Here is a 21,343-nt window from a genome sequence, read left to right as displayed (position 1 = left end):
TTTTCAAGCAAACCAAGCGAGGGAGCAGCGCATGACAGCCGAGGGACAGGTCCGCAGCGAGGTGCACGGCCATATCTTCAAGATCATCATCGACAACCCGTCGAAGAAGAACGCGTTCTCGCCTGCGATGATGGAGCAGCTCTCGGACGCGCTCACCGAACTGCACAACAACGAGGATCACTGGGTCGGCGTGATCTGCGCGGAGGGCAGGGATTTTACCACTGGTCTCGACATGCCGAAATTCTTTGGCCCGGCCGCTGAGAAGCGCAACATCAAGGAAGGAAACGTCGATCCCTTTGGGCTCAGAAAGCGCTGCAAGAAGCCGATCGTCACGGCTGTGCAAGGCATCGTGTTCACCATCGGCATTGAGCTGATGCTCGCCGGCGACATCGTGGTCGCCGCCGACGATGCGCGTTTCTGCCAGATGGAATCCAAACGCGGCATCGCGCCGCTCGGCGGCGCGCATTTCCGTTTCCTGTCGCGCGCCGGCTGGGGCAACGCGATGTATCATCTGTTCCTGTGCGACGAGTTCTCGGCGCAGCGCGCCCGCGAGATCGGCCTGGTGCAGGAGGTCGTGCCGGCAGGGCAGCACGTCGACCGCGCCATGGCGCTCGCGGAGACCATTGCGCGCAACGCGCCGCTGGGCATCCAGGTGACCAAGGAAGCCGCCGCAAAATACATCGAAGGCGGCGAGGCGGCGGCCATCGCCTACATCCCGAAAATCCGCGATCGCGTGCTGAACAGCGCTGATGCGAAGGAGGGCATCCAGTCCTTCATCGAGCGTCGCGCCGCGGTTTTCCAGGGGCGCTGAGCCCGCGCGCTAGCGATCGAGCCTTGCGAGGATCTCGAGCGTCGCGCCGTCGCGCTCGCCGGCAAAATATCTCGCGAGCGCCTCGCCGAAGATCGCCTCATCCGACACGGCGTCGAACAGCGTCATCGACGAGTGGAACTTGACGTCGTCGGGCGCGCCGAGGATCGCGTTGATGCTGCGCCCCCTGACCGCGAGCACGAGGCCGGTACATTCGACGAGGCGCGGCCCGAGCACGGGGTGGGCGAGGTAGGCCTCGGCCTCTGCCCGGGAGGCGATGGCATAGCGCTGCGACATGGCGCTAAAGCCGAGCCCCGCCAGTTGCGGGAAGATGAACCACATCCAGTGGCTGCGCTTCCGCCCTGCCGAAAGCTCCCCGACCACCCCCGGATAAACGTCGTTCTGAGCCTGGACGAAGCGCTTGAGGTCAAAAGGATCGCTCATTAAACCGCCTCCGGCTGCCGCCCCGGCCGCGATTATGCCTAACTTTTGGCTCCTGATGTGATAGCTGGTATAGAGTCTCGATGGGGGTTGGGCACCCCCGGGGTTCGAGACGGGGTTGAGCGGGTCGATTTGGGGATCTGATGGTTTCCGACGCAGCACGGGCCAAGAAGCTCTTGTCGCGCCGCCGTATTGGGCGGGCGGAAACGTTTATGCTGGCGGCGGCCGCGATGGCGCTGTCCGTCGGGGCGGCTGCCTGGATAGCCTATGGCAACGAGACTGCCTCGCTTGCCTCCGCCGCGCTGCCGCCCAGCGGCCCAACGACCTCTTTTGACGACCGATTCCAGCCCATTTCGCCGCCGGGCGAGACCGGTTTGCGCCGCGTCGAGCGGTCGACGGTGAGCATGCTCCAGCTCAAGCTCCGCGACGCCAAGGCGCTGCTCGCCCAGCAGCTCGTCACTAACGACTGGCGCTCGACCCTGACCGAGGACGACAAGCAGGTGGCCGAGGTGCCGCTGCCATCGCAGAAGCCCGATGTCCCGATGCCCCGGTCGCGCCCGGTCCAGGCCGACCTCGCCTCCCAGGTCGCCTCCAGCCAAGCCTTCGCCGATTCCCTGCCGAAGGGTGACAACCGCAGCCTGCTGCAAAAATTCTCCGACATCCTGCCGGGCAAGATCAGGCTGGCCTCGCTGACGCCCGACAGCGGCCTGTTCCGTCAGGGGCCTGACCTCGCCGCGCTCGGCTACGATTCGCAGACCGCAGTCTACGACATCTCGGCGAAGGCGGTGTACCTGCCGAGCGGCGTCGCGCTCGAGGCGCATTCCGGCATGGGCGCCATGATGGACGATCCCAGCCATGTCGACCAGCGCATGGTCGGCGCGACCCCGCCGGCGACCTACGAGCTGAAGCCGCGCGAAAAATTGTTCCATGGCGTGCCCGCCTTGCGCATGACCCCGGTCGATGGGACCAGCGCCCTTGGCCGCGTCGGCCTGCTGACGCACAGCTACATGCTCGGACCGCGCGGCGACTCCAACGGCTGCGTTTCGATCAAGTTCTACGACCGCTTCCGGAAGGCCTATGACGATGGCGAGATCGCCCGCCTGGTCGTGGTGCCGAGCCTGAAGGGCGCCACGTCCGTGTCGCAGCGCGCATCGGCCTCGGACTCCTGAGTTAAGGTGAACAAACGGCGGGGGCTGCCGTTTTCCCTTCGTTAAGCCGTTCTCGTGCAGAAGCAGCCCATGAGCGATCCAACCAGTTCCGACACCCCGCTGCGCACGACATTCAAGATCCGCCTGAATGGCAATACGCTGGCGATCGCGACCGTCGGCCAGGCCTATCAATTCCTCACCAACTACAATTCGACGGGGTGGATGGAATTCCGTTCGCTGCACGAGGAGGCCATTGCCGCGCTTGAAGGCGCCGCGGACAACGGGATGCTTGCGGTCCAGGCGACGAACGCCGTGCGCGCGCTGTTCGTGAGCGCAAAGCTGTTGTAGCGCGGATCTACAAGAGCAGTCGACCGTCGAGCTGCTCTCGCTCCCATGCCCTCAGGAATTCACCCTCGCGGGCGACCCACTTGGTTAGCTCGGTGCCCCATTCCCGCGTGCGGCTTGCATACTCGCCCATTAGCCAGAAGTGTCTGACGATGACGAACGCATGCGCGGCCTCGAAATCGCTTTGCGTGACGGGACGAACGCTTCGATAGCCATCGACGAAGGCGTGCCACACCGCGTGAAGCTTGCGGCCAAAGGACACCTTTGCCCACAGGAAGACCGAGAGGTCGTACGCAAGATAGCCCGGGCCGCCATCGTCGAAATCGAAGAAGGCCGCTTCGCCCGCTTCGGTGATGCATGCATTGGAGCCGTGGCAGTCGCCGTGACAATGGGTCCAGGTCAACTCGTTATGGGCTTCGATCCGCTCAGTTGTTCGCGTCGCGATGGCCTCGAGATCGGCGGCTTCGGCGCTCGCGTCCTCCAAGAGTCCGCTCTTGCGGATTCTCGCAAGCGGCCGGCGCAACAAATGATCGAGATCGAGTCTGTAGAGTGGAGCAGGCGCGCTGTAGGAGTCCGCGGCGTTGTGCAGCTTGGCCAGCGTCACGCCATTGGCGCCCGCATCGGCAAGGGATGTTGCTTCAGGCGCGCGCCCCTGGAGTTCATGGAAGAGCACGCCTTCGCGCTGACCCTCGCGTGCTTGTGCCCGAACGAAGAGAGCGCCATCGGGCGTTCGGACGGCCGCGGCGACCGGCACGCCGGATCGGGCGAGGTGAACCAGGAAATCCGTTTCCGTGCCCACGTCGGCAGCCCCGCGTGCGCGATGATGCGACAGACGGAAGATGTAGCGTTCGTCGCGGGCCGTAACGATGCGGTAGGTGTCGTTGAAGCCGCGCCTGACCATCCGGCACTGAAGGGGCGCCGCCAGCGCGTAACGCTCGGCGAGGAAGCGCGCGACCGCCTCTGCTGGGGATATCGTGAAGATGGGCTCGAAATCGACCAAGACTGAAGCTCAAGTGCGGATCGGCGGCGATCCTAATGCGGGCTCTTCAGCGAGGGAAGGCGGAGCCTCGAAAACAGGGATGCCGCGCCGCGTGGGACGGGGCGCGGCATCCTTGTCGTAGTGTCAGCGACTGAGACGATTACTGCGCGTTTTGGCCGCGACCGTCGTCGTCATCGTCGTGGAAGTCGTGGTCGCCGCCCGGCTTGAATCCGGGATCGACACACGCAAAGTTCGCCGCGTCGTTGGTCATGCCGCTGCCCTTGTAAGCGGGAATCTTCGGATAGACGCATAGCGGCCTTGTGCCTCCGGCCGGGAAGTTCATCGCAATCCGCGGATCAAAAACGCCGCCGGTCGGGTAGGGCGAGGTGGTGTTGGTATTCGCCGCGACGATGCGTTCCGGCGCGATGCCCTTCTCGACCCAGTCGGTGATCGCCGAAAGCTCGTTGGTGGCGAAGCTCGTGGTGGCCGCGCCGCCGCCGCAATGGGCCATGTTCGGCACCATGAACAACCGGGCGAAATCGGTCGCGCGGCCGTCCATGCTCTGATTCATCTTGCGGTACCACCGCGCGATCGAGGCTCCGGAGAAGATGCCGTCGTTGACCGATGAGGACACGATTAGCTTGCCGCCGCGCGCCCTGAACGGACGCAGGTCGGTCGACACCGCCGCCATGAAGTCCATTGCGCTTTCCGGATAGGCCTGGGTCTTGGTGAAGATCTTCGGCGCATCGGTGTCGAAGTTGAAGCGGAACACGAAGGCCTCCTGGCCGTTCGCCCCGTTGACCGGCGTGACCACAGGCGGCGTCTGGAAGATCATCGGGATCGCGCCCGCGCCGAGCGTCAGGTTGATCGCGGTGTTGACCCCCGGCACCGGCGCGGTGACGACGTTCCAGAATCCCCAGCCTGCTCCGGGGGCGGTGGGCGGCGTCCAGATGCCGGCATCCCAGAACCAGTTCGAATAGAGCCGCTGGCCCTTTGAGTTGACCGGTCCGGCATAGATTGTCTTCAGCGCGTCGACTTGCGCGCTGGTCAGGCAGCTGCCGCCATGCGGCGTGCTGCCGTGCGAGCCGGTGCCGCAGGTGTAGCTCGCGAGCGCCGGAAACACCTTCCTGGCCGTGCAGGCGTGATAGTTGTCGATGATGCCGTCGACCAGCCCGTCTAGGGCGTCGCAGGCGCTCAGGATTGCGGCAGAGGCCACCTGGAGGTCCTGCTGCGGAAACGTGTCGGGAATGAACGGTTGCCCGTTGATGTCGGTGCTGGTCGCGAGCTTGCCGAGCACCTGCTCGTTCCAGGCTTCCGCGAGCGCAGCCTGCGGCAGGTTGAAGCCGGGGTTTTGCGAGATCACGCCGTCGAACAGCCAGGGCGATCGCTGCGAGGCGACCATCGCGTCACGTCCGCCGTTCGAGCATCCCATGATGTAGGAATAGACGGTCTCGAAGCCGTAGAAATAGGCGATGATCTGCTTCGAGATCGTCGCGGTCTTTTCGATGCCGTTGTAGCCGTAATCCCTGCGCGCTTGCGCGTCGATCGCGAAATGCGCCGAGCCGCCGGCATTGGCATCGTCGTCCTGATAGCCGCCGACCATATTGTTGGCGCTGTCTTCATGGCCGCCGTCATCGGCGGCGACCGCCCAGCCTTGCCCGAGCTCGACGCCGGCCGCGCCTTGCGGATCGGCTTGCAGACTGCCGTCGGTGCCGCCGCCACCCATCATCTCGAAACGGCCATGCCAGGTGTTGGGCAGGTTGAGCGCGAAGCCGATCCCGTAGGTGAAATGATCGGGGTCCTGCGTGCTGGTTCGCTTGTTGATGATGCCGATCACGTTGCAATAGCCCGACTTCTGCGTCGCGCTCAGGATCTGCGTGTTCGGCAGTGTGAGTCCGGTGAGGCCCGCGCAGGACGAACGTGGCGCAACGCCGCTCGGCGGCAGCCCGTGTGCCGTTACCTGTGTGCCCAAGGCCGCCCAGCCGGCCACGATCGTCGACGCAAGCAATCGTCTTTTCATGTCAGTCCCTCCCAATTTCATCATGGATGATTGAGCGAAAGCGCTCCGACGCGACGCCGGCGCGGCGTGCGTGGTCAAACTCACGGGCGATGTTGCTGCTGGGGGACATGGCCTCGCGATCGCGAAGCGTCGCAGGCACGCCGTGCCGATGATGGCGCGTGAACCGCGACGCGCTTGCGGCCGCCCACAAGACCATCGCGCCGCAATGCATGGCATGCGGCTCGGCGCCCATCCTTGATGGAGGCACGGACGTCATCTCCCCTTGGACCTGCTCGCGTGAAGGCAGGTTTTCTCGATCCTTAAGTGAGCCATGTTGCCGTGTCAACATGGCTCATCGCGCGAGGTCATCACGCAACCTGTCGTAGAAGCTGCGCCTGCAAAGCGTGATCCGGCTCCGCTTCTCGATCCCTGTGCACTGCGATAGAGTTAGCCTGCCGAATCCTCAAACGTCGGGTCGGGTGCTCCTGCGCCGGCTTGTGAAAGATGGTCGTCGATGGAGCCAGGGAAGGCAGGCGTCGGGAAGCGGATCGCCAAAGGTTCGCGGCGAGCGGCGCGCGTGGCAAAACCGTCGCGATCTGCGAAGCGCACAACGCCAGCCGCAAAAGCTGCGCGGCCGAAGCTGAGCTCGGGCGATCTGTCCCATTCGCTCGGCTATCGCATCCGGCGGGCCCAGCTTTGGGTGTTCAAGGACGTCAGCCGGCGGCTCGCCGCCTTTGACATCAGCCCGGCGCAGTTCTCCGTCCTGTCGCTGATCGAGGCCAACCCGGGCGTCAATCAGCTCGCCATCGCGCAATCGCTATCCATCGAGCGGGCAGGGCTGGGCAGGCTGGTGGATCATCTGGAGCGGCGCGGCCTCGTGCAGCGCTCGGCCTCTGCGATCAACCGCCGCTACTACGTGCTGTATTTGACCGAGGCGGGCACGGCGCTCCTGGCCCGTTTGAGGCCCGCGATCGCCGAAAGCGAAAAGACCCTCGCCGCGAAAATCGGACCACGCGCGTTCAGCGAATTGCAGCGGGCGCTGTCGGTCTTTCTGCAGGACCCCTGATCGCGCGACGGCGGCGAGGCGCACGATCGCCCGACATCCGCATCGCCCTTTAGTGCTGCGCCTTGAGCCGATGTCGGTGCGCGGCCTGCTTGGCGCGATTGCCGCAGATCGCCATGCTGCACCAGCGTCGCCTATGACCTCGCGTGTGGTCGGCGAAAAGGAGCGTGCAGGCTGGTCCTTCGCAGGCCTTCACGTTTGAAAACTCCTCGGTGCAGACAAGCTGTGCCAGTGTCTCTCCGATTGGAGAGAGCAAAGCTTCCGGCGTGCGCCATCTGCGGACCATCTCAAGCTGGAGCGGCGCCTTTTCGCCTTTCGGAGCGGCAACGATTCGGCTGAAGGAGTCCTCGCGCGCGAGCAGGCGATTCAGCGGCTCGAGCTCAGCGAGACTCTTCGCAGCCAGTGGACGCCCCTTGTGCTTGCGCACGAAGCCTCTGAACCACTCGCGCAGGCTTCGCGCCTGATCGGCGACCTTGTCGAGCTCGCCGGGGAGGGCCTGTGTCTGAATGTTTTTCAGCGCATCTGCGGGCACGAGCTGCGCTTGTTCGAGCCAGTTCAGCAATCCGTCGCCGTCATCGATCCAGTCGATAGCCGTATCGATCGGCGTCGCGATTGAATTCAGGAAATCGAGCCCGGGCGCGTCGCCAACAAAAATCGCAGGAAGACGTTGGTCCATCACAACTCCTTTTCCAGACGCTTGGCGGTGGTGCCATCACCCATCCGTGAACAGGTTCCATAGATAACCCCTTTGTTCCTCGTTGACAAGTTATGCGACGCTAACGTAACCCTTCAAATGCGATCAATAAGGTTACTTCTTCTCCAATTCCCTTCGTAGGAGAGCGCCGATGTCCCTGAATGATGTGAGCGTCATGAGTGCCTATGGTGCGCGGGTCCGGCGATGGAGCCGAGCAAAGCTCATGGGCTCTGCGGAAGCGCTTCATGGCGAAAAAGGCCACGACAGGCAGATGGACTGCCAGTTCAGACCATAACCGCATTTCATCATCGTAAGAAGTTACGTATCAGAGGGAGAAAGCCATGGCTGCCAGCACCTATCGCACCGCCGATGTCGACGGCTTCAAGATCTTCTATCGGGAGGCGGGGCCAAAAGACGCGCCGACGCTGCTGCTGCTTCATGGCTTCCCGAGCGCGGGCCACATGTTCCGGGACCTGATCCCGCGTCTCGCCGATCGCTTTCACCTCGTGGCCCCCGATCTGCCCGGCTTCGGACAATCGGACATGCCGGCGCGCGAAAAATTCGCCTACACGTTCGATCACATTGCCGGTGTCATCGACCGCTTCACCGAGGTGATCGGCCTGAAGCGTTTTGCGATCTATGTGTTTGACTACGGTGCGCCGACGGGTTTCCGGATCGCAGCCAAACATCCGGAGCGCATCACCGCGATCATCTCCCAGAACGGCAATGCCTACGAAGTAGGGTTGAGCGAAGGCTGGACTCCGATCCGGGCCTATTGGGAGGATGCATCGCAGAAAAACCGCGAGGCGCTGCGCGCCTTCCTCAAGCCGGAAACGACGGTCTGGCAATATACGCACGGCGTCGCCGACGCGACGATGGTTTCCCCGGACGGCTACTCGCTCGACAATTACTATCTGTCGCGGCCCGGCGCCGACGAGATTCAGCTCGATCTGTTCGGCGACTACAAGAGCAACGTCGCGCTGTATCCGACCTTCCAGAGCTATTTCCGAACCCACAAGCCGCCGTTTCTCGCGGTGTGGGGCCGGAACGACCCGTTCTTCCTGCCGCCGGGCGCCGAAGCGTTCATGCGCGACATCCCGAACGCGACGGTGCGTTTCTTCGACGCCGGCCATTTCGCGCTGGAAACCCACGCCGCCGAGATCGCCGCGGCGATCCGCGACTTCCTTCCGCACTGACTTTCGCAGGATCGCACACGGCCCCGCGAGCAGCGGAGCGTCCAACCCAAGGAGAGTTCAACATGCGTGCCATCGTTCTGGAGAAATTCGGCGGACTGGACAGCCTGGTCTACAAGAGCATTCCGGAGCCTGAGCCCAAGGCCGGTCACGTTGTGATCGAAATCAAGGCGTTCGGGCTCAACCATGCCGAGTTGCACATGCGGCGCGGCGAGTGGGCCGAGGCGGCGCCGGTCAGCGGCATCGAATGCGTGGGCATCGTCAAGTCATGCCCCGGCGGCGAGTTTCCAGTCGGCGCGAAGGTCGCCGCGCTCATGGGCGGACTCGGCCGCACCATCAACGGCAGCTACGCCCAGTACACGCGCGCGCCAGTGTCGAATGTCGCCTTGATCGAGGCCGACCTGCCGTGGGCCGAGCTTGCGGCAATTCCCGAAACCTACGCGACCGCCTGGACCTGCCTGTTCCGCAATCTGGAAATCAAGAAGGGGCAGTTGCTCGTCATTCGCGGTGCCACGTCATCCTTCGGCCAGGCGGCACTGAAGATGGCCGTCAATGCCGGGGTTCGGGTGATCGCGACCACGCGCAGCCGCGATCGCTTCGCGGTCCTGGAGAAACTCGGCGCCGAGCGCTGCGAAGTCGAGCGGCCTGATCTGTCACAGCACATTCCGGAAGCCAAAGAGATCGATGCGGTGCTCGACCTCGTCGGCAACAGCGTCGTGCTTGACTCGCTTGCGATGCTGAGGCGTGGCGGTCGCTCGTGCCTTGCCGGCTGGCTCGGCGGGCTCGATCTGATCCCCGACTTCAACCCGCTGCTGCAGATGGCGAGCGGTGTCTACCTCACCTTCTTTGGCAGCTTTGTGTTCGGCACGCCGGGCTTCCGCTTTCCGACGTGCCGTTGCAGCAGATTGCGGGGGATGCCGCGGCCGGCCGGCTCGACGTCAAGCCTGCGCGCGTCTTCCGTTTTGACGAGATCCGTGAGGCACATCGCGTCATGGAGGCGAACGAGGCCCGCGGAAAGATGGTCGTGGTCCACGACTGACACTGAAAGCTTTGAAATCGCGGAGTTGATGGCATTCCCGGGCGGAAGTCTGGATTGCTTCGCTTCGCTCGCAATGACGATACGGCGAGAATCGCGAGCGCCCACGTCTAACCCTCGCCCGGAGGAGCCGCGTTTGCGCGGCGCCTCGAAGGGCGAGGGGCACCAGCGGGGCCTTCATCCTCCGCGCGTTCCGCGCCCCTCGGGACGAGGATTTGCACCGCCGACATTGCCGGACTTCCAGCGCCCGCCGCCCACAGGCCCCGGTATCGCCACGAAGAATTAACCGGCCATTAACCAAATCCGCCGCATCGTTAACCATTCAATAACAAGGACGAGTCGGCCGCCATGGAGGCAGCAGCAAGACCTCAACGCCAATTGGTGCGCCTGCGCGGCCGATCCTACGTCGCCTTCGTGTTCGTGCCGACGGTCCCGATCGTCGACTGGCTCCAGGAGATAGACGCCACGATCGCGCGCTCGCCGGGATTCTTTTCCGGCCGTCCCGTGGTGGTCGACCTGTCCTCGGTCGATCTCAGCCAGTCCGGCATCACACATCTGCTCGGAAGCCTCCAGGAGCGCAGCATCCGCGTGCTCGGCATCGAGGGGGTGGAGGAAGGGCGGCTGACGCCGAACATGCCCCCGCTGCTCACGGGGGGGCGGTCTTGCGGGCTCGAGCCGAGCGCGCCGAAGAAGGTCGAGGTCACGAAGCAGCCGAGCTCGCTGCTGCTCGAAACCCCCGTGCGGTCGGGCCAGACCGTGATCTTCCCCGACGGCGACGTGACGATCCTGGGCTCGGTCGGCTCCGGTGCCGAGGTTGTCGCCGGCGGTTCAATCCACGTCTATGGCGCGCTGCGCGGGCGCGCCATGGCGGGTGTCAACGGACACTCCTCCGCGCGCATCTACTGTCAGAAGATCGAGGCTGAACTGCTTGCAATTGATGGATTTTACCAGACCGCGGACGACATCGACGCCGCCTTGCGCGGCAAGCCGGCCCAGGCCTGGCTACAGGGCAATACCATGCGAATTACAGCACTGAACTGACCAGGAAAGGAGATATTTCAGATGAGTAAGGTACTGGTCGTGACATCAGGCAAGGGCGGGGTCGGCAAGACCACGACGACCGCAGCTTTGGGCGCGGCACTCGCGCAGCGCGGCGACAAGGTCGTGGTCGTCGATTTCGACGTCGGCCTGCGCAACCTTGACCTCGTGATGGGCGCCGAGCGGCGCGTCGTGTTCGACCTCATCAACGTCGTGCAAGGGGTTGCAAAGCTCCCGCAGGCCCTGATCCGCGACAAGCGGCTGGAGAACCTCTGGCTGCTGCCGGCCTCCCAAACCCGCGACAAGGACGCGCTCACAGAGGAGGGCGTTCGCGCCGTCATCGCCGATTTGCGCAGCCGGTTCGACTGGGTGATCTGCGACAGCCCCGCCGGCATCGAACGCGGCGCCTCCATGGCGATGCGCTTTGCCGACGAGGCCGTGATCGTCACCAACCCCGAGGTCTCCTCGGTCCGCGACTCCGACCGCATCATCGGCATGCTCGACTCCAAGACGGTGCGGGCCGAGAAGGGCGAGCGCGTCGAAAAGCACGTCCTGATCACGCGCTACGACGCCTCGCGGGCGTCGCGCGGCGAGATGCTGAACATCGACGACATCCTCGAGATCCTGGCGACCCCCTTGCTGGGCATCATCCCCGAAAGCCAGGACGTGTTGAAGGCCTCCAACGTCGGTACGCCCGTGACGCTGTCCAACGCGGACGGTGCGCCGGCGCGGGCCTACATGGACGCGGCGAAGCGGTTGTGTGGCGAAAACATCCGGATGTCCGTGCCTTCGGAGAAAAAAGGCTTCATGGATCGCCTCCTGCGACGGAGGGCAGCATGAGCATGGGCCTGCTCCGACTTCTCCGCGGCAACAAGGCCGCCACTGCTCCGGTCGCGCGCGAGCGGTTGCAGATCCTGCTTGCACATGAACGCGGACACCGCGGCCAGCCCGATCTCCTGAGCCTGCTGCGCGAGGAAATCCTCGCCGTCGTCTCGAAACACGTCACGCTCGACCCGACCAAGGTGATCGTGCGGCTGGAGCGCGGCGACGAAGTCTCGACGCTCGAGGTCGACATCGAGGTGCCCAACGACATCGAGCGCAAACGGGTGGCGGTCGGGTAGGGCCCGGCCGGTTCTTCCAACTTGGGGTGGATGAGACGGCGGTCCGCTGGCGACAGCGGGCTGCCTTTGTTGCGTTCGCCGCCTGGAGGGAACCCGGCTCCCGCTCAGCCGTTTGGGAGACACCCCCGCGGCCTCAATGCCGCGGCTGCGAGGCGTCAACCGGGAGAGCGCCCATGATGTCCGAGATCCAGGTTCATACCATCGCGCGTCAGATGCTTGAGAAGCACGGCTTTGCTGCGATTGCTCAGGCCGCCCAGGAGGCGCAGGCCTGTGAGAGCCGCGGCGAAGCCGAGGAAGCGAAGGAATGGCGCCACATCGCGGACGCCATGAAGATCATGAAGGGGCCGCACCAGAGCTGAGCTGGCGCTGCGGCCGCCTCAGTGCGCTGCCGGTTCAGTCCCCGGTGGCGGCTTGTGCTGCGTCTGCACTTGGCTGCCGCGCTCGCCGGTCTCCTTGCAGGGAAGCTGGGTCCACGAACCGTCGGGCGCCTGCTGATAGGCGCTGCACGTTGACGCGGCCGATTTCTCGTCGGTTTGCTGGCTGTTGGAATTCCTGGCGAGCGCGGGCGCGGTCAACGCGCCTGCCAGCACGCCTGTAACGAGGATGTGGGCAATCCGCATCGGGGGTCTCCTTGACGAAGCCGCCCGCATGCTTGTGAGGATTGTGACGATTGTTGGCCAAGGTCGCAGGTTCCTTCGGGGCATGGCCAACGCTTGCGCGAACGCCTTACGTTCGGGCGGGCTCGAGATTCACCGGGGGCGCAGGCTGCGCTGCGGGACCGCTATTTGGTGTGAATGAGTCCGGCGAGGTTGGTCTTCTGGGCTTCGCACCAGTTGCTCATCCCGAGCCGCCGCTGGTCGAAATCGGTCGATTGGGTTGCGACCGCAACCTCGGCCATGAGGTCGTCGTCCTGCTTCTCGCCCATCTTGCCGCCGGTGTGCATGAAGGCGATGGCCTTGCGCACTTTTTCGGTCGTGCCGTCGGGTAGCTGCATGTCCTGCGCTCTCTTCACCAGGTCCTGATAGACGAGATCGGTGCCGGGGCATTCGACCTTCGCGGCGAAGGCCTGCAGGACCATCGTCACATAGACCGACCGCGGCTCGGCGTGGGCGGGTGCAGCAATCAGCATCGAGCCGGCGATCAACCAACCATAGCGCATTCCAATGTCCTCCCGTTTTTTTGGGAGGCTAGCGCCAGGGGCCCCGCTGCGCAATGGGGGTGTAAGATCGCGCGCTCGTGCGGGCCGTCAGATCGGGACGCCTCGCACGAGAACTATCGCCCCGTCACGCGATGGCGAACACGGGATGGCGATGCGTGACGAGCTAACCGAACCGTTGCCAGCTCGGAACGGGATCGAGCGGCGTCCGATAGACCTCTTTGTGATCACGGTCAGTGACGCGCACGGCGCAGCCCCTGTGCTGAAGATCAGGGTTCACTTGCGACAGCTCGTTGGCGAGTTGTTCAGCCCGATCAGAGGCGACCTCGATGTCTTCGAGGATAATGCCGCCCTGGTTCTTGAACTCTTCACCAACCACGAGATCGAAGGAGTAGTAAGGCATTCGAGGTCCCCAAGTCTTGACTACAAAGTCTTGCGTACTCAAGTCCGACGACAAGTCTCATGCAGGAGATGGTACCACTGAGTCGAACTTTCCCGAACAAAGCGTCCGTGCAATCTCTGTGCGTATGGCGCAAAAATCATGTGCAGCCCGCGAGGTCATTAAGGTTTTATTAAATATGCGCGCGTCATGCTTGCGGCATGGAATTGCAACAGAACCGGGCTCCGGGAACCGGCAGTTGCAAGAGAAGGCCGGCGGCATAGATCCCGACGGCCTTTTCTCTTTGCGAGCAGAGCGCGAATCCTCGCTACCGTAGTCGCCCGGACTCAACGCCTCGTAACGACTCGGACAGCGTCACCTCTGCTTCGGCACGAGCCAGCGCACGAGCGAGACGAGCGCGTAGATCATCATCGCAAGCGGCGCGAACAACACCAGCATACCGAACAGCGTCATGACGTTGGCGACGAAGTTGTCCGCGGCCTGCGGACCCGCGAGCGTTGAAATGATCCAGCTTGCTGGTCCGATCAGCGCGAACACTCCGACGATCGCGGACAGAATGACAAGCGGCGTTACCGCGAGCCATAGAGTCGAAACGAAGCGAGTCGAAACGAAGCGTCTGATCGTCAGCATGGTTGTCGGCCCGCGGCGGATGTCCGGTCGGTGAGCGAACCGGTCCCCTGCCTTGGTCTCGCTATGCTGTCGAAGGGTTCATGAGCTCGAGGCTAGTGCACCGGCATCGGCGGGCGTACCACCGGTCCGTCGTCATCGGCGAGCTGCGAAGTGGAAGCAGGCGGCGGCGGCGGTGGAACGACAGCAGCTTGCGGCGGAGGCGCGATCGGCGCCGGCGCGTAAGTCGGTGAATAGGCCGGGGTCGCGGCCACTGGCCTGGGTTTGCGGACAGGCGGCGCCGGCGGCCGCGGCGGCAGAGCCGAGAGCTTCACGCGTGGATCGGCAATCCTGGCCTCAGCCGGCTTTGGCGTTGCGGCCTTCGCGATCTCGCGTGCCATCTGCTCCTGGCTCGCTTTCAGTTCGGCGATGTTTGCCTTGAGCTGCGCGATCTGCTGCGTCATCGCGGCGAGATCACGTGTCATCGACTGGAGCGACTGTGCCGAGTCGGGCGCCGTCGGTGGGCTCGTGTTGCTGTTGTCCTGTGCCTGAGTCGGAATTGCCGGTTGCTCGGCGGGTTGATCGGCCGCAGTCCCTTGCTGCTCGGTTGACGGCGAAGCCTGCTCCGTCACCGGCGGCGTCGCCTGCGACGGCGCAGCAACCAGGGTTGGCATCCATGCAGCGACGATCGCTTTCGCCGTATCGCCATGAGTCTGCCAGGCGATGGTCGCGGCGGCGCTGCCTCCGGCGAACAGCAGGGTGACGAACGCACCGCTGAACCATCTGCCGACCGACGAGCGCTTGCGCCTGATGTGGAGATCGCCGGCCGCTGCGCGAACCGCGGTGTCGACCGACGGCGCCGCAGCGGGAGCCTCGGTCACCAGATTGATCTTCGGCTCCGGACGTGCTGCGCTGTCAGGCACGAGTGTGGGAGCGCCCTTGTCCGGGCGCGAGGCGAGGACGATCTCGGGCGCGATGTCGAGCACGTCGTGCGGATCGTTGTCCTTCACCGTGTCCTTGACGATTTCATCGACGATTTGCTTGCTATTCAGCGACGCGAGCATCGAAGCTCCTTAAACCTTGGTCGTCCGCATTCGCGCGAGCCGATTGAAAGGGATCAGTCGGTCTTCCGCCCCCGGTACGCACGAGTCCAGCCGGGTTTGACCAAAGCAAGGCGGCGGGAAGGAGAGTGTGGGGCCGGCCCCTTCCCGGACGTGCCGGTGGAACCCTTGGCTGTCGAACACATGTCAGTGTTCCCGCCGTGCTGCCATTTTTTCAGCACGATTTGGGCAGCAGATATAGATGGTTGGGGGCGCAACCTGGGGCAGGCTGTGCAAAAATCCTCTATCGCAATATTGGTAGCCGCGTTGCTGCCACTGGGCGGTTGCATGCAGGCGACACTGTCGCCATCCAACGATGCAAGCATGACGCCACGCGACCGTCAGTTGCTGGCGCATACGCCTTACGCGAAGGCGAACGTGCCCGAACAATATCTCCGCCATATGGTCGACTATCCGCGCAAGGAGCAGCCAGGCACGATCCTGGTCGATACCGACGCGCGCTATCTCTACTATGTCCTGCCGCAGGGCAAGGCGATCCGCTACGGCGTCGCCGTCGGCGAGGAAGCGATGGCGTTCTCCGGCGTAGCGCGGGTTGGCAAGATGGCCGAATGGCCGGACTGGATTCCGACGGCGGAGATCCAGGCGCGGCTTGGGCCCTATCCGTCACGTGTGGCCGGCGGTGCTGCCAATCCACTTGGTGCGCGCGCGCTCTATCTCTACGCCGGCAACAAGGACACGCTGTATCGCATCCACGGCACCAACCAGCCGGAGTACATCGGCCAGGCGATCTCGTCCGGGTGCATCCGGATGCGCAACGAGGATGTGATCGACCTCTACGACCGGGTGAAGCTCGGTTCGACCGTGGTGGTGCTGCCACCCGGACGGACGGCGCAAACCGGTACGGGAGATGGCTTCCGCGGGTAAGCGAGTAGCTGCGGAGGATGGAATCACCTCCGCGCTGCGCTATGGAACCGCAAAAACGTGAACTGCCTCACAGCGGGTTTGGTGCGCGTGCGCTATGCCTCGATGGCTCGTTGCCAACGGAGGCACCATGCAGAAATTCTTTTATCAATTGAATGAGAGCGACCGCCGCATTGCGCGAAAATGGCGGTGGGCGAGTGTCGGCTTTTACGGTTCAATCCTGGCAGGAATGATCCTTTACGCGGCGGTGCATTGGAATCCGGAAGTGAATTACGCTTCCGCCGATTCGGCGCCTCATGCAACGGTCGCGAGCAGCTCGAGGCACTGAGCTCCGAGCAGTCGCGCTATTCGTCGGGCCTGGCAATCCGCCATTGCAGGGTCGTGGCGTTGCCATTGGTGTCGCCGGGTGCCTTGTCGGCGGGAGACGTATAGAGCGGGCGATAGCGGTAGGCCCACATCTTGCTGCCGTCGTTGCGGGTGATCACGGTGAAGTCGCCGACCGCCTTGGCGTCGGTCGGTGCCGACAGCGGGGTCCAGCTCTGGGTGCATTTGCCGTCGCAGTTCGATGTCTTGCCGCTGGTGTCACGCTCGTAATAGTACAGCGTCATGCCCTTGAGATCGACGAGCTTTGGGCCTTGCTTGGTCAGGATCACGCGAGCCGGCGCGGTGGTGGCGTCGGGTTTTGGCGGCGGCGGGGCATCCGAGCCATGTCCGTTCGCTAGCGCCTGCTCGGAAAAGAGCAGTGCGGCTGCGGCCACCATGACGAACCTGAACATCCAAGGCTCCCGATCGCAAAGTTAATCACGCGTTAAGCGCAGAATGGCGCGACGGTAGCAGCCGAAAGTTAGTTCCAGGTTTCGCCGCGCTGCGATAAATTTGGGCACCGGTTGCAATCGCCGCGAATTTGCAGGAACTCTACCTCCCGAACGACATCCAAAACGGGGGAGTTACGCCATGGCTTTTTCGCTCTACGACGCAACGGTTGCCAACTATCTTCAGATCCTTGGCGCGGTCGGCGGCTTTCTCGACAAGGGCCTTGTCCATTTCAAGGAGAAGGGCATCGATCCCGCCGAGGTCGTCGAGACGCGCCTTGCGCCTGACATGTGGCCGCTGCGCGCCCAAGTGGTCTCGGTCGCGCATCATTCGCGCGGCGCGCTCGCAGCGGCGAGGGACGGGGTGTTCGTCCCGCCGAGCATCAAGCCCGATCTCGACTACGCCGCGCTTCAGGCACTGGTGACCGAGGCACGCAACGAAATCTCCGCTCTGACGCCGGACGCCGTCAATGCTCTGATCGGCCGCGACGTCACCTTCAAGGTGGGTGAGCGCACGCTGCCGTTCACCGCGGAGGGTTTTCTGATGTCGTTTTCGCTGCCGAACTTCTTTTTCCATGCGACCACGACCTACGCCATCCTCCGCCACAAGGGTGCGCCGCTAGGCAAGCGCGACTTCATGGGCCGGCTGACGCTGAAGACGTGAGCGCGCTCAGGTCGAGCCCTCGCGCAGCGGCGCGCGGCTGAGCTCGTTGCCGGCGGCGATCGCCTTGCGCAAGAGCCGCATCAGATCGTTGGCCTCCTTGTCGGTCAGGCCGCGCAGCATGATCCGCTGCGCCGCCTCGACTGCCGGCGTGATGGCGCGCAGCGTCTTGCGTCCCTCGTCGGTGATTTCGAGCTCGCGCGCGCGCCGGTCGCGGCTGCTGGCGCGACGCTCTGTGAGGCCCTTCTGCACGAGGCGATCGATCACGCCCGTGATGGTCGTGCGGTCGTAGGCGATCAGGCCTGCCAGCGTCACCTGGTCGAGCCCCGGATTGGCCTTGATGGTCGCGAGCGCCGCATATTGCACGGGCGTGAGATCGAAGCCTGCGTCCTCCACCTCGGCGAGGAACACCGCCACTGCAATCTGCTGAAAGCGACGGGCCAGATGGCCGGGCATGTCGTTGTTGTCTTTCACCGGACGCTCCTTGGATGGCGGGTGTTGACGAGTATACTGATAGTCAGTATACTGAGCAATATTGAAGAAGGGCCTAACGCGGGTTCGCAAGGCCTAAAGCAAGACGGGGAGGAGCAGGTTCATGCAGTTCCATCTCAACGGATTTTTGCCGGGCGACCCCGACATCGCCGACCCCGCAGCGCGCATTCAGCCCTCTGGCACGACCGGAGCCGTTCCGGACGAGGTCGACGTTTTGATCGTCGGTTGCGGCCCGGCAGGCCTCACGCTCGCGGCACAGCTCGCAGCGTTTCCCGACATCAAGACCTGCATCGTCGAGCAGAAGCCCGGCCGGCTTCTGGTCGGCCAGGCCGACGGCGTCGCCTGCCGCACCATGGAGATGTTCCAAGCCTACGGCTTCGCCGAGCGCGTGCTGAGGGAGGCCTGCTGGGTCAACGAGACGACGTTCTGGAAACCCGACGACAAGCGCAGCGCCAAGATCGTGCGCAGCGGCCGCGTGCAGGATGTCAAGGACGGGCTATCCGAATTTCCGCATGTCATCCTGAACCAGGCGCGCGTGCATGACGGCTTCCTCGACGTGATGCGCAAGTCGCCGGCCAAGCTCGAGCCGCATTACGCGCGGCGTCTCGTCGATCTCCATGTCGATCCCGCGGCGCGCTCCGAAGATCACGCGGTGACAGTGCGGCTGGAGCGCGTCGATCCCGGCCATCAGGGCGAGATCGAAACCGTGAAGGCGCGCTATGTCGTCGGCTGCGATGGCGCGCGCTCGACCGTGCGCAAATCCATCGGCCGCGAGCTGCACGGCGATTCCGCCAACCACGCCTGGGGCGTGATGGACGTGCTCGCGGTGACCGACTTTCCCGACATCCGCTTCAAGGCATTGATCCAGTCGGCCAATGACGGCAGCATCATCGTCATCCCGCGCGAGGGCGGCTATCTCGTCCGCCTCTATGTCGAGCTCACGACGCTCGACATCGGCGAGCGTGTTGCGAGCCGCAACATCACCTCCGACGATTTGATCGCGAAGGCACGCCGCATTCTCAATCCCTACACGCTCGAGGTGAAGGAGATCGCCTGGTGGTCGGTCTACGAGATCGGACAGCGTTTGACGGACAAGTTCGACGATGTGCCCGAGGCGGAGACCGCGACGCGGCTGCCGCGCGTCTTCATCGCTGGCGATGCCTGCCATACCCACAGTCCGAAGGCGGGGCAGGGCATGAACGTCTCGATGCAGGACGCCTTCAATCTGGGCTGGAAGCTTGCCTCTGTGCTGCGCAAGCAATGCGCGCCGCAGCTGCTGCACGGCTATTCGGCCGAACGGCAGGCGGTGGCAAAAGAGCTGATCGAGTTCGATCGCGAATGGGCGACCATCCTGGCCTCGGCCAAGGGCGACGGCAAGGCCGCGGACGCGGCCAAGACCCAGGACTATTTTGTCCGCCACGGGCGCTACACCGCGGGCACCGCGACGCATTATCGGCCGGGCCTCCTCACCGGCAACTCCACACATCAGCATCTGGCCAACGGGCTCGTGATCGGCAAGCGCTTTCATTCGGCGCCGGTGATCCGACTTGCCGATGCAAAGCCCGTTCACCTCGGCCACGTCGCCAGGGCGGACGGACGCTGGCGCATCTTTGCCTTTGCCGGCTCGGGCAACCCCGCTGCGGGCGATGGCCCAATTGCCGCGCTCTGCAATTTCCTGAGTCAGGGGCGCGAGTCTCCGGTGCGGCGCTATACGTCTGGCGATGCCGATATCGACTCGGTGATCGACGTGCGTGCAGTATTCCAGCAGGATCATCGCGAGCTCGCCATCGGGGCGATGCCGTCACTGCTTCTGCCAGCGAAGGGACGGTACGGACTTCGCGACTACGAAAAGATGTTCTGCCCCGATCTCAAGAACGGTCACGACATCTTTGCGATGCGCGGGATCGATCGCAATGCGGGATGCATGGTCGTGGTGCGGCCGGACCAATACGTCGCACATGTGCTGCCGCTCGATGCCTACGCAGAACTGGCGGCGTTTTTCGATGGATTCATGTTGCAGGTGAACTGAGCGCAGAAATCGTAGCCCGGATGAGCGAAGCGAGATCCGGGAGTTCGACGGACGGACGTTCCCGGATATCGCTTCGCTCATCCGGGCTACGTGACGTCATGGTGCGGTGAGTTGATTTGCGCTCGATGAACGGCAGATGAATATTGAACTCATCTCTCCGACGCGTCTCGATCTTTCGGCAACTTCGACGCGATGGCGCGGAACGCTCGTTCCGCTCGAACGTTCCTGCTCGCATGAGGAGGATCACGCCATGAAGCTTAGACTTGTTTTTGCCGCAGCCATGCTGCTCGCGCCGACTGCCGCGCTTGCTGCGCCCGGCATCGTCACTGCGTCCGTCGGATTGAGGGCAGGGCCGGGTCCCGGCTTTCCGATGGTCGATCGCATTCCCGGAGGCTCACGCGTCAACATTCACGGCTGCCTGCGAGGCAATGCCTGGTGCGACGTGAGCTGGTCGGATGACCGCGGTTGGGTGTCGTCGCAATATCTCGAATATCTCTACCGCAACCACTATGTCTATCTGCCCGACTATGTCGACGAGGTCGACGTGCCGGTGGTGCCGTTCGTGCTGAGCTCGTACTGGTCGAGCTATTATGCGGGCCGGCCATGGTATCACCGCCGCGACTACTGGGCGAACTACTGGACATCGCACGAGCGCAATGCGACGCGGATGACGATCGATCCGCGGGCCGCACGCATCGGCCGCGCTGCGACGCGTGAAGGTGCGATCGCGGTTGGAGGCGGGACCCGCGCCGGCGAGACCAATCGTGCGACGCGCGAGCAGCCGCAAGCCCGTATGACCCGTGAGCAATCGCAGGCCCGCGAGATCCGCGGTCGCCCTGCGGATGCACAGGCGCGGATGACGCGTGCGAACGCGGTGCGTGCAACGCATGAGAATGCGCGCGCCGCAGCCCATGAGAACGCCCGCGCCGCTGCCCGCGTGCAACCGATGGCACGCCCGCAACCCAACATCGCGCGAGGCCACGAAGCGCCGCGCGTCTCGGCCGCGCCCGCGGCGCCGCACGTCGCGCAGCCCAATGTCAGTCACGGCTCGCCGATGAATGCGCGTGCGCAGGCGCCGGCTCCGCGTGCGGCAGCGCCGGCAGCGCCCCATGTCGGCGGTGGTGGTGGCGGTGCTCCGCATATCAACGCCGCGCCGCATGGCGGCGGTGCGCCGGCCAGCGGGCCTCCGGGCCGCGAGCGGCACTAAGAAAAGCGAAAGCCCGGCCATGAGCCGGGCTTTTTCGTTCCAGCCCGCACAATTTGAGGCAATTACGCAGAGGTAGATTTCATCGAACGTAACAACTTCACCGGATGATTCCTCCGTCCACTCGGGGCAAGGG

26 protein-coding genes are annotated in these 21,343 nt (G+C 64.1%); 15 read left to right on the top strand and 11 right to left on the bottom strand.

Annotation, left to right across the window (positions count from 1 at the left end):
* The first annotated feature begins 31 nt into the window (after positions 1–31).
* A complete protein-coding gene (locus QQL28_RS36000; protein ID WP_284273381.1) occupies positions 32–811 on the top strand; it encodes a crotonase/enoyl-CoA hydratase family protein in 780 nt (259 codons plus the stop codon).
* Between the two features lie 9 nt (positions 812–820).
* Here QQL28_RS36000 and QQL28_RS35995 read toward each other — a convergent pair whose 3' ends face one another.
* Positions 821–1,252 carry a DUF1810 domain-containing protein gene (locus QQL28_RS35995; protein WP_284273379.1) on the bottom strand — a complete coding sequence of 144 codons (432 nt, stop codon included), beginning with the start codon at positions 1,250–1,252 and terminating at the stop codon, positions 821–823.
* Between the two features lie 140 nt (positions 1,253–1,392).
* Between QQL28_RS35995 and QQL28_RS35990 the strand changes: the two genes are divergently transcribed.
* Positions 1,393–2,418, top strand: a complete 1,026-nt coding sequence (locus QQL28_RS35990) for a DUF2778 domain-containing protein (protein WP_431309702.1) — start codon at positions 1,393–1,395, stop codon at positions 2,416–2,418.
* 69 nt (positions 2,419–2,487) lie between these two features.
* The gene (locus tag QQL28_RS35985) at positions 2,488–2,745 is read left to right on the top strand and encodes a hypothetical protein (protein ID WP_284273377.1); all 258 of its coding nucleotides are present in this window, start codon (positions 2,488–2,490) and stop codon (positions 2,743–2,745) included.
* A gap of 7 nt (positions 2,746–2,752) precedes the next feature.
* Here QQL28_RS35985 and QQL28_RS35980 read toward each other — a convergent pair whose 3' ends face one another.
* The gene (locus tag QQL28_RS35980; RefSeq protein ID WP_284273375.1) at positions 2,753–3,742 is read right to left on the bottom strand and encodes a phosphotransferase enzyme family protein; all 990 of its coding nucleotides are present in this window, start codon (positions 3,740–3,742) and stop codon (positions 2,753–2,755) included.
* A gap of 139 nt (positions 3,743–3,881) precedes the next feature.
* A complete protein-coding gene (locus QQL28_RS35975) occupies positions 3,882–5,741 on the bottom strand; it encodes a tannase/feruloyl esterase family alpha/beta hydrolase (RefSeq protein WP_284273373.1) in 1,860 nt (619 codons plus the stop codon).
* 679 nt (positions 5,742–6,420) lie between these two features.
* Here QQL28_RS35975 and QQL28_RS35970 point away from each other — a divergent pair.
* Positions 6,421–6,786, top strand: a complete 366-nt coding sequence (locus tag QQL28_RS35970; protein WP_284273371.1) for a MarR family winged helix-turn-helix transcriptional regulator — start codon at positions 6,421–6,423, stop codon at positions 6,784–6,786.
* A gap of 49 nt (positions 6,787–6,835) precedes the next feature.
* Here QQL28_RS35970 and QQL28_RS35965 read toward each other — a convergent pair whose 3' ends face one another.
* On the bottom strand, positions 6,836–7,459 hold the full coding sequence (locus QQL28_RS35965; RefSeq protein WP_284273369.1) for a CGNR zinc finger domain-containing protein: 624 nt from the start codon (positions 7,457–7,459) through the stop codon (positions 6,836–6,838).
* A gap of 359 nt (positions 7,460–7,818) precedes the next feature.
* Here QQL28_RS35965 and QQL28_RS35960 point away from each other — a divergent pair, with 359 nt between their 5' ends.
* From QQL28_RS35960 to QQL28_RS35930, 6 genes are all read left to right on the top strand, one after another.
* A complete protein-coding gene (locus QQL28_RS35960; protein WP_284273367.1) occupies positions 7,819–8,673 on the top strand; it encodes an alpha/beta fold hydrolase in 855 nt (284 codons plus the stop codon).
* A gap of 62 nt (positions 8,674–8,735) precedes the next feature.
* Entirely contained in the window at positions 8,736–9,992 is a 1,257-nt protein-coding gene (locus QQL28_RS46320) for a zinc-binding dehydrogenase (RefSeq protein ID WP_431309701.1), read from the top strand.
* Positions 9,993–10,054: 62 nt separating this feature from the next.
* A complete protein-coding gene (gene minC / locus QQL28_RS35945; RefSeq protein ID WP_284273365.1) occupies positions 10,055–10,747 on the top strand; it encodes a septum site-determining protein MinC in 693 nt (230 codons plus the stop codon).
* A gap of 21 nt (positions 10,748–10,768) precedes the next feature.
* Positions 10,769–11,584 carry a septum site-determining protein MinD gene (gene minD, locus QQL28_RS35940; protein WP_284273363.1) on the top strand — a complete coding sequence of 272 codons (816 nt, stop codon included), beginning with the start codon at positions 10,769–10,771 and terminating at the stop codon, positions 11,582–11,584.
* Positions 11,581–11,865, top strand: a complete 285-nt coding sequence (gene minE / locus QQL28_RS35935) for a cell division topological specificity factor MinE (protein ID WP_284273361.1) — start codon at positions 11,581–11,583, stop codon at positions 11,863–11,865. Before minD ends, minE begins: the two co-directional genes overlap by 4 nt.
* A gap of 173 nt (positions 11,866–12,038) precedes the next feature.
* On the top strand, positions 12,039–12,224 hold the full coding sequence (locus QQL28_RS35930) for a hypothetical protein (protein ID WP_284273359.1): 186 nt from the start codon (positions 12,039–12,041) through the stop codon (positions 12,222–12,224).
* An 18-nt stretch (positions 12,225–12,242) separates the two neighbouring features.
* Here QQL28_RS35930 and QQL28_RS35925 read toward each other — a convergent pair whose 3' ends face one another.
* The 5 genes from QQL28_RS35925 to QQL28_RS35905 form a co-directional block, all read right to left on the bottom strand.
* A complete protein-coding gene (locus QQL28_RS35925; RefSeq protein ID WP_284273357.1) occupies positions 12,243–12,485 on the bottom strand; it encodes a hypothetical protein in 243 nt (80 codons plus the stop codon).
* Positions 12,486–12,646: 161 nt separating this feature from the next.
* Positions 12,647–13,024 (bottom strand): hypothetical protein, encoded by a 378-nt coding sequence (locus QQL28_RS35920; RefSeq protein ID WP_284273355.1) that lies wholly within the window; start codon positions 13,022–13,024, stop codon positions 12,647–12,649.
* A 163-nt stretch (positions 13,025–13,187) separates the two neighbouring features.
* On the bottom strand, positions 13,188–13,424 hold the full coding sequence (locus QQL28_RS35915; RefSeq protein WP_284273353.1) for a DUF6894 family protein: 237 nt from the start codon (positions 13,422–13,424) through the stop codon (positions 13,188–13,190).
* A gap of 351 nt (positions 13,425–13,775) precedes the next feature.
* Positions 13,776–14,051 carry a hypothetical protein gene (locus tag QQL28_RS35910; RefSeq protein WP_284273351.1) on the bottom strand — a complete coding sequence of 92 codons (276 nt, stop codon included), beginning with the start codon at positions 14,049–14,051 and terminating at the stop codon, positions 13,776–13,778.
* A gap of 92 nt (positions 14,052–14,143) precedes the next feature.
* On the bottom strand, positions 14,144–15,091 hold the full coding sequence (locus QQL28_RS35905; protein WP_284273349.1) for a hypothetical protein: 948 nt from the start codon (positions 15,089–15,091) through the stop codon (positions 14,144–14,146).
* Positions 15,092–15,415: 324 nt separating this feature from the next.
* On the opposite strand from QQL28_RS35905, the gene QQL28_RS35900 reads away from it, so the two are divergent.
* The gene (locus QQL28_RS35900; protein WP_284273347.1) at positions 15,416–16,012 is read left to right on the top strand and encodes a L,D-transpeptidase; all 597 of its coding nucleotides are present in this window, start codon (positions 15,416–15,418) and stop codon (positions 16,010–16,012) included.
* A gap of 127 nt (positions 16,013–16,139) precedes the next feature.
* Positions 16,140–16,337: a hypothetical protein gene (locus tag QQL28_RS35895; protein ID WP_284273345.1), complete on the top strand. Its 198-nt coding sequence runs from the start codon at positions 16,140–16,142 to the stop codon at positions 16,335–16,337.
* Between the two features lie 16 nt (positions 16,338–16,353).
* On the opposite strand, the gene QQL28_RS35890 is transcribed toward QQL28_RS35895, so the two are convergent.
* Positions 16,354–16,785, bottom strand: a complete 432-nt coding sequence (locus tag QQL28_RS35890; RefSeq protein WP_284273344.1) for a COG4315 family predicted lipoprotein — start codon at positions 16,783–16,785, stop codon at positions 16,354–16,356.
* A gap of 178 nt (positions 16,786–16,963) precedes the next feature.
* Here QQL28_RS35890 and QQL28_RS35885 point away from each other — a divergent pair, with 178 nt between their 5' ends.
* Positions 16,964–17,485, top strand: coding sequence for a DUF1993 domain-containing protein (locus QQL28_RS35885; RefSeq protein ID WP_284273343.1), 522 nt, complete (start codon positions 16,964–16,966; stop codon positions 17,483–17,485).
* A 6-nt stretch (positions 17,486–17,491) separates the two neighbouring features.
* Here QQL28_RS35885 and QQL28_RS35880 read toward each other — a convergent pair whose 3' ends face one another.
* On the bottom strand, positions 17,492–17,956 hold the full coding sequence (locus QQL28_RS35880) for a MarR family winged helix-turn-helix transcriptional regulator (protein WP_284273342.1): 465 nt from the start codon (positions 17,954–17,956) through the stop codon (positions 17,492–17,494).
* Between the two features lie 121 nt (positions 17,957–18,077).
* Between QQL28_RS35880 and QQL28_RS35875 the strand changes: the two genes are divergently transcribed.
* Both QQL28_RS35875 and QQL28_RS35870 read left to right on the top strand, forming a co-directional pair.
* A complete protein-coding gene (locus tag QQL28_RS35875) occupies positions 18,078–20,003 on the top strand; it encodes an FAD-binding monooxygenase (protein ID WP_284273341.1) in 1,926 nt (641 codons plus the stop codon).
* A gap of 250 nt (positions 20,004–20,253) precedes the next feature.
* Positions 20,254–21,210: an SH3 domain-containing protein gene (locus QQL28_RS35870; protein ID WP_284273339.1), complete on the top strand. Its 957-nt coding sequence runs from the start codon at positions 20,254–20,256 to the stop codon at positions 21,208–21,210.
* Positions 21,211–21,343 lie beyond the last annotated feature (133 nt).

Origin of the sequence: Bradyrhizobium iriomotense, assembly GCF_030160715.1 — a bacterium.
Lineage (GTDB): Bacteria > Pseudomonadota > Alphaproteobacteria > Rhizobiales > Xanthobacteraceae > Bradyrhizobium > Bradyrhizobium iriomotense.
The sequence above is the reverse complement of the archived record's forward strand: the minus strand, read 5'-3'. Positions and strand labels throughout refer to the sequence as shown.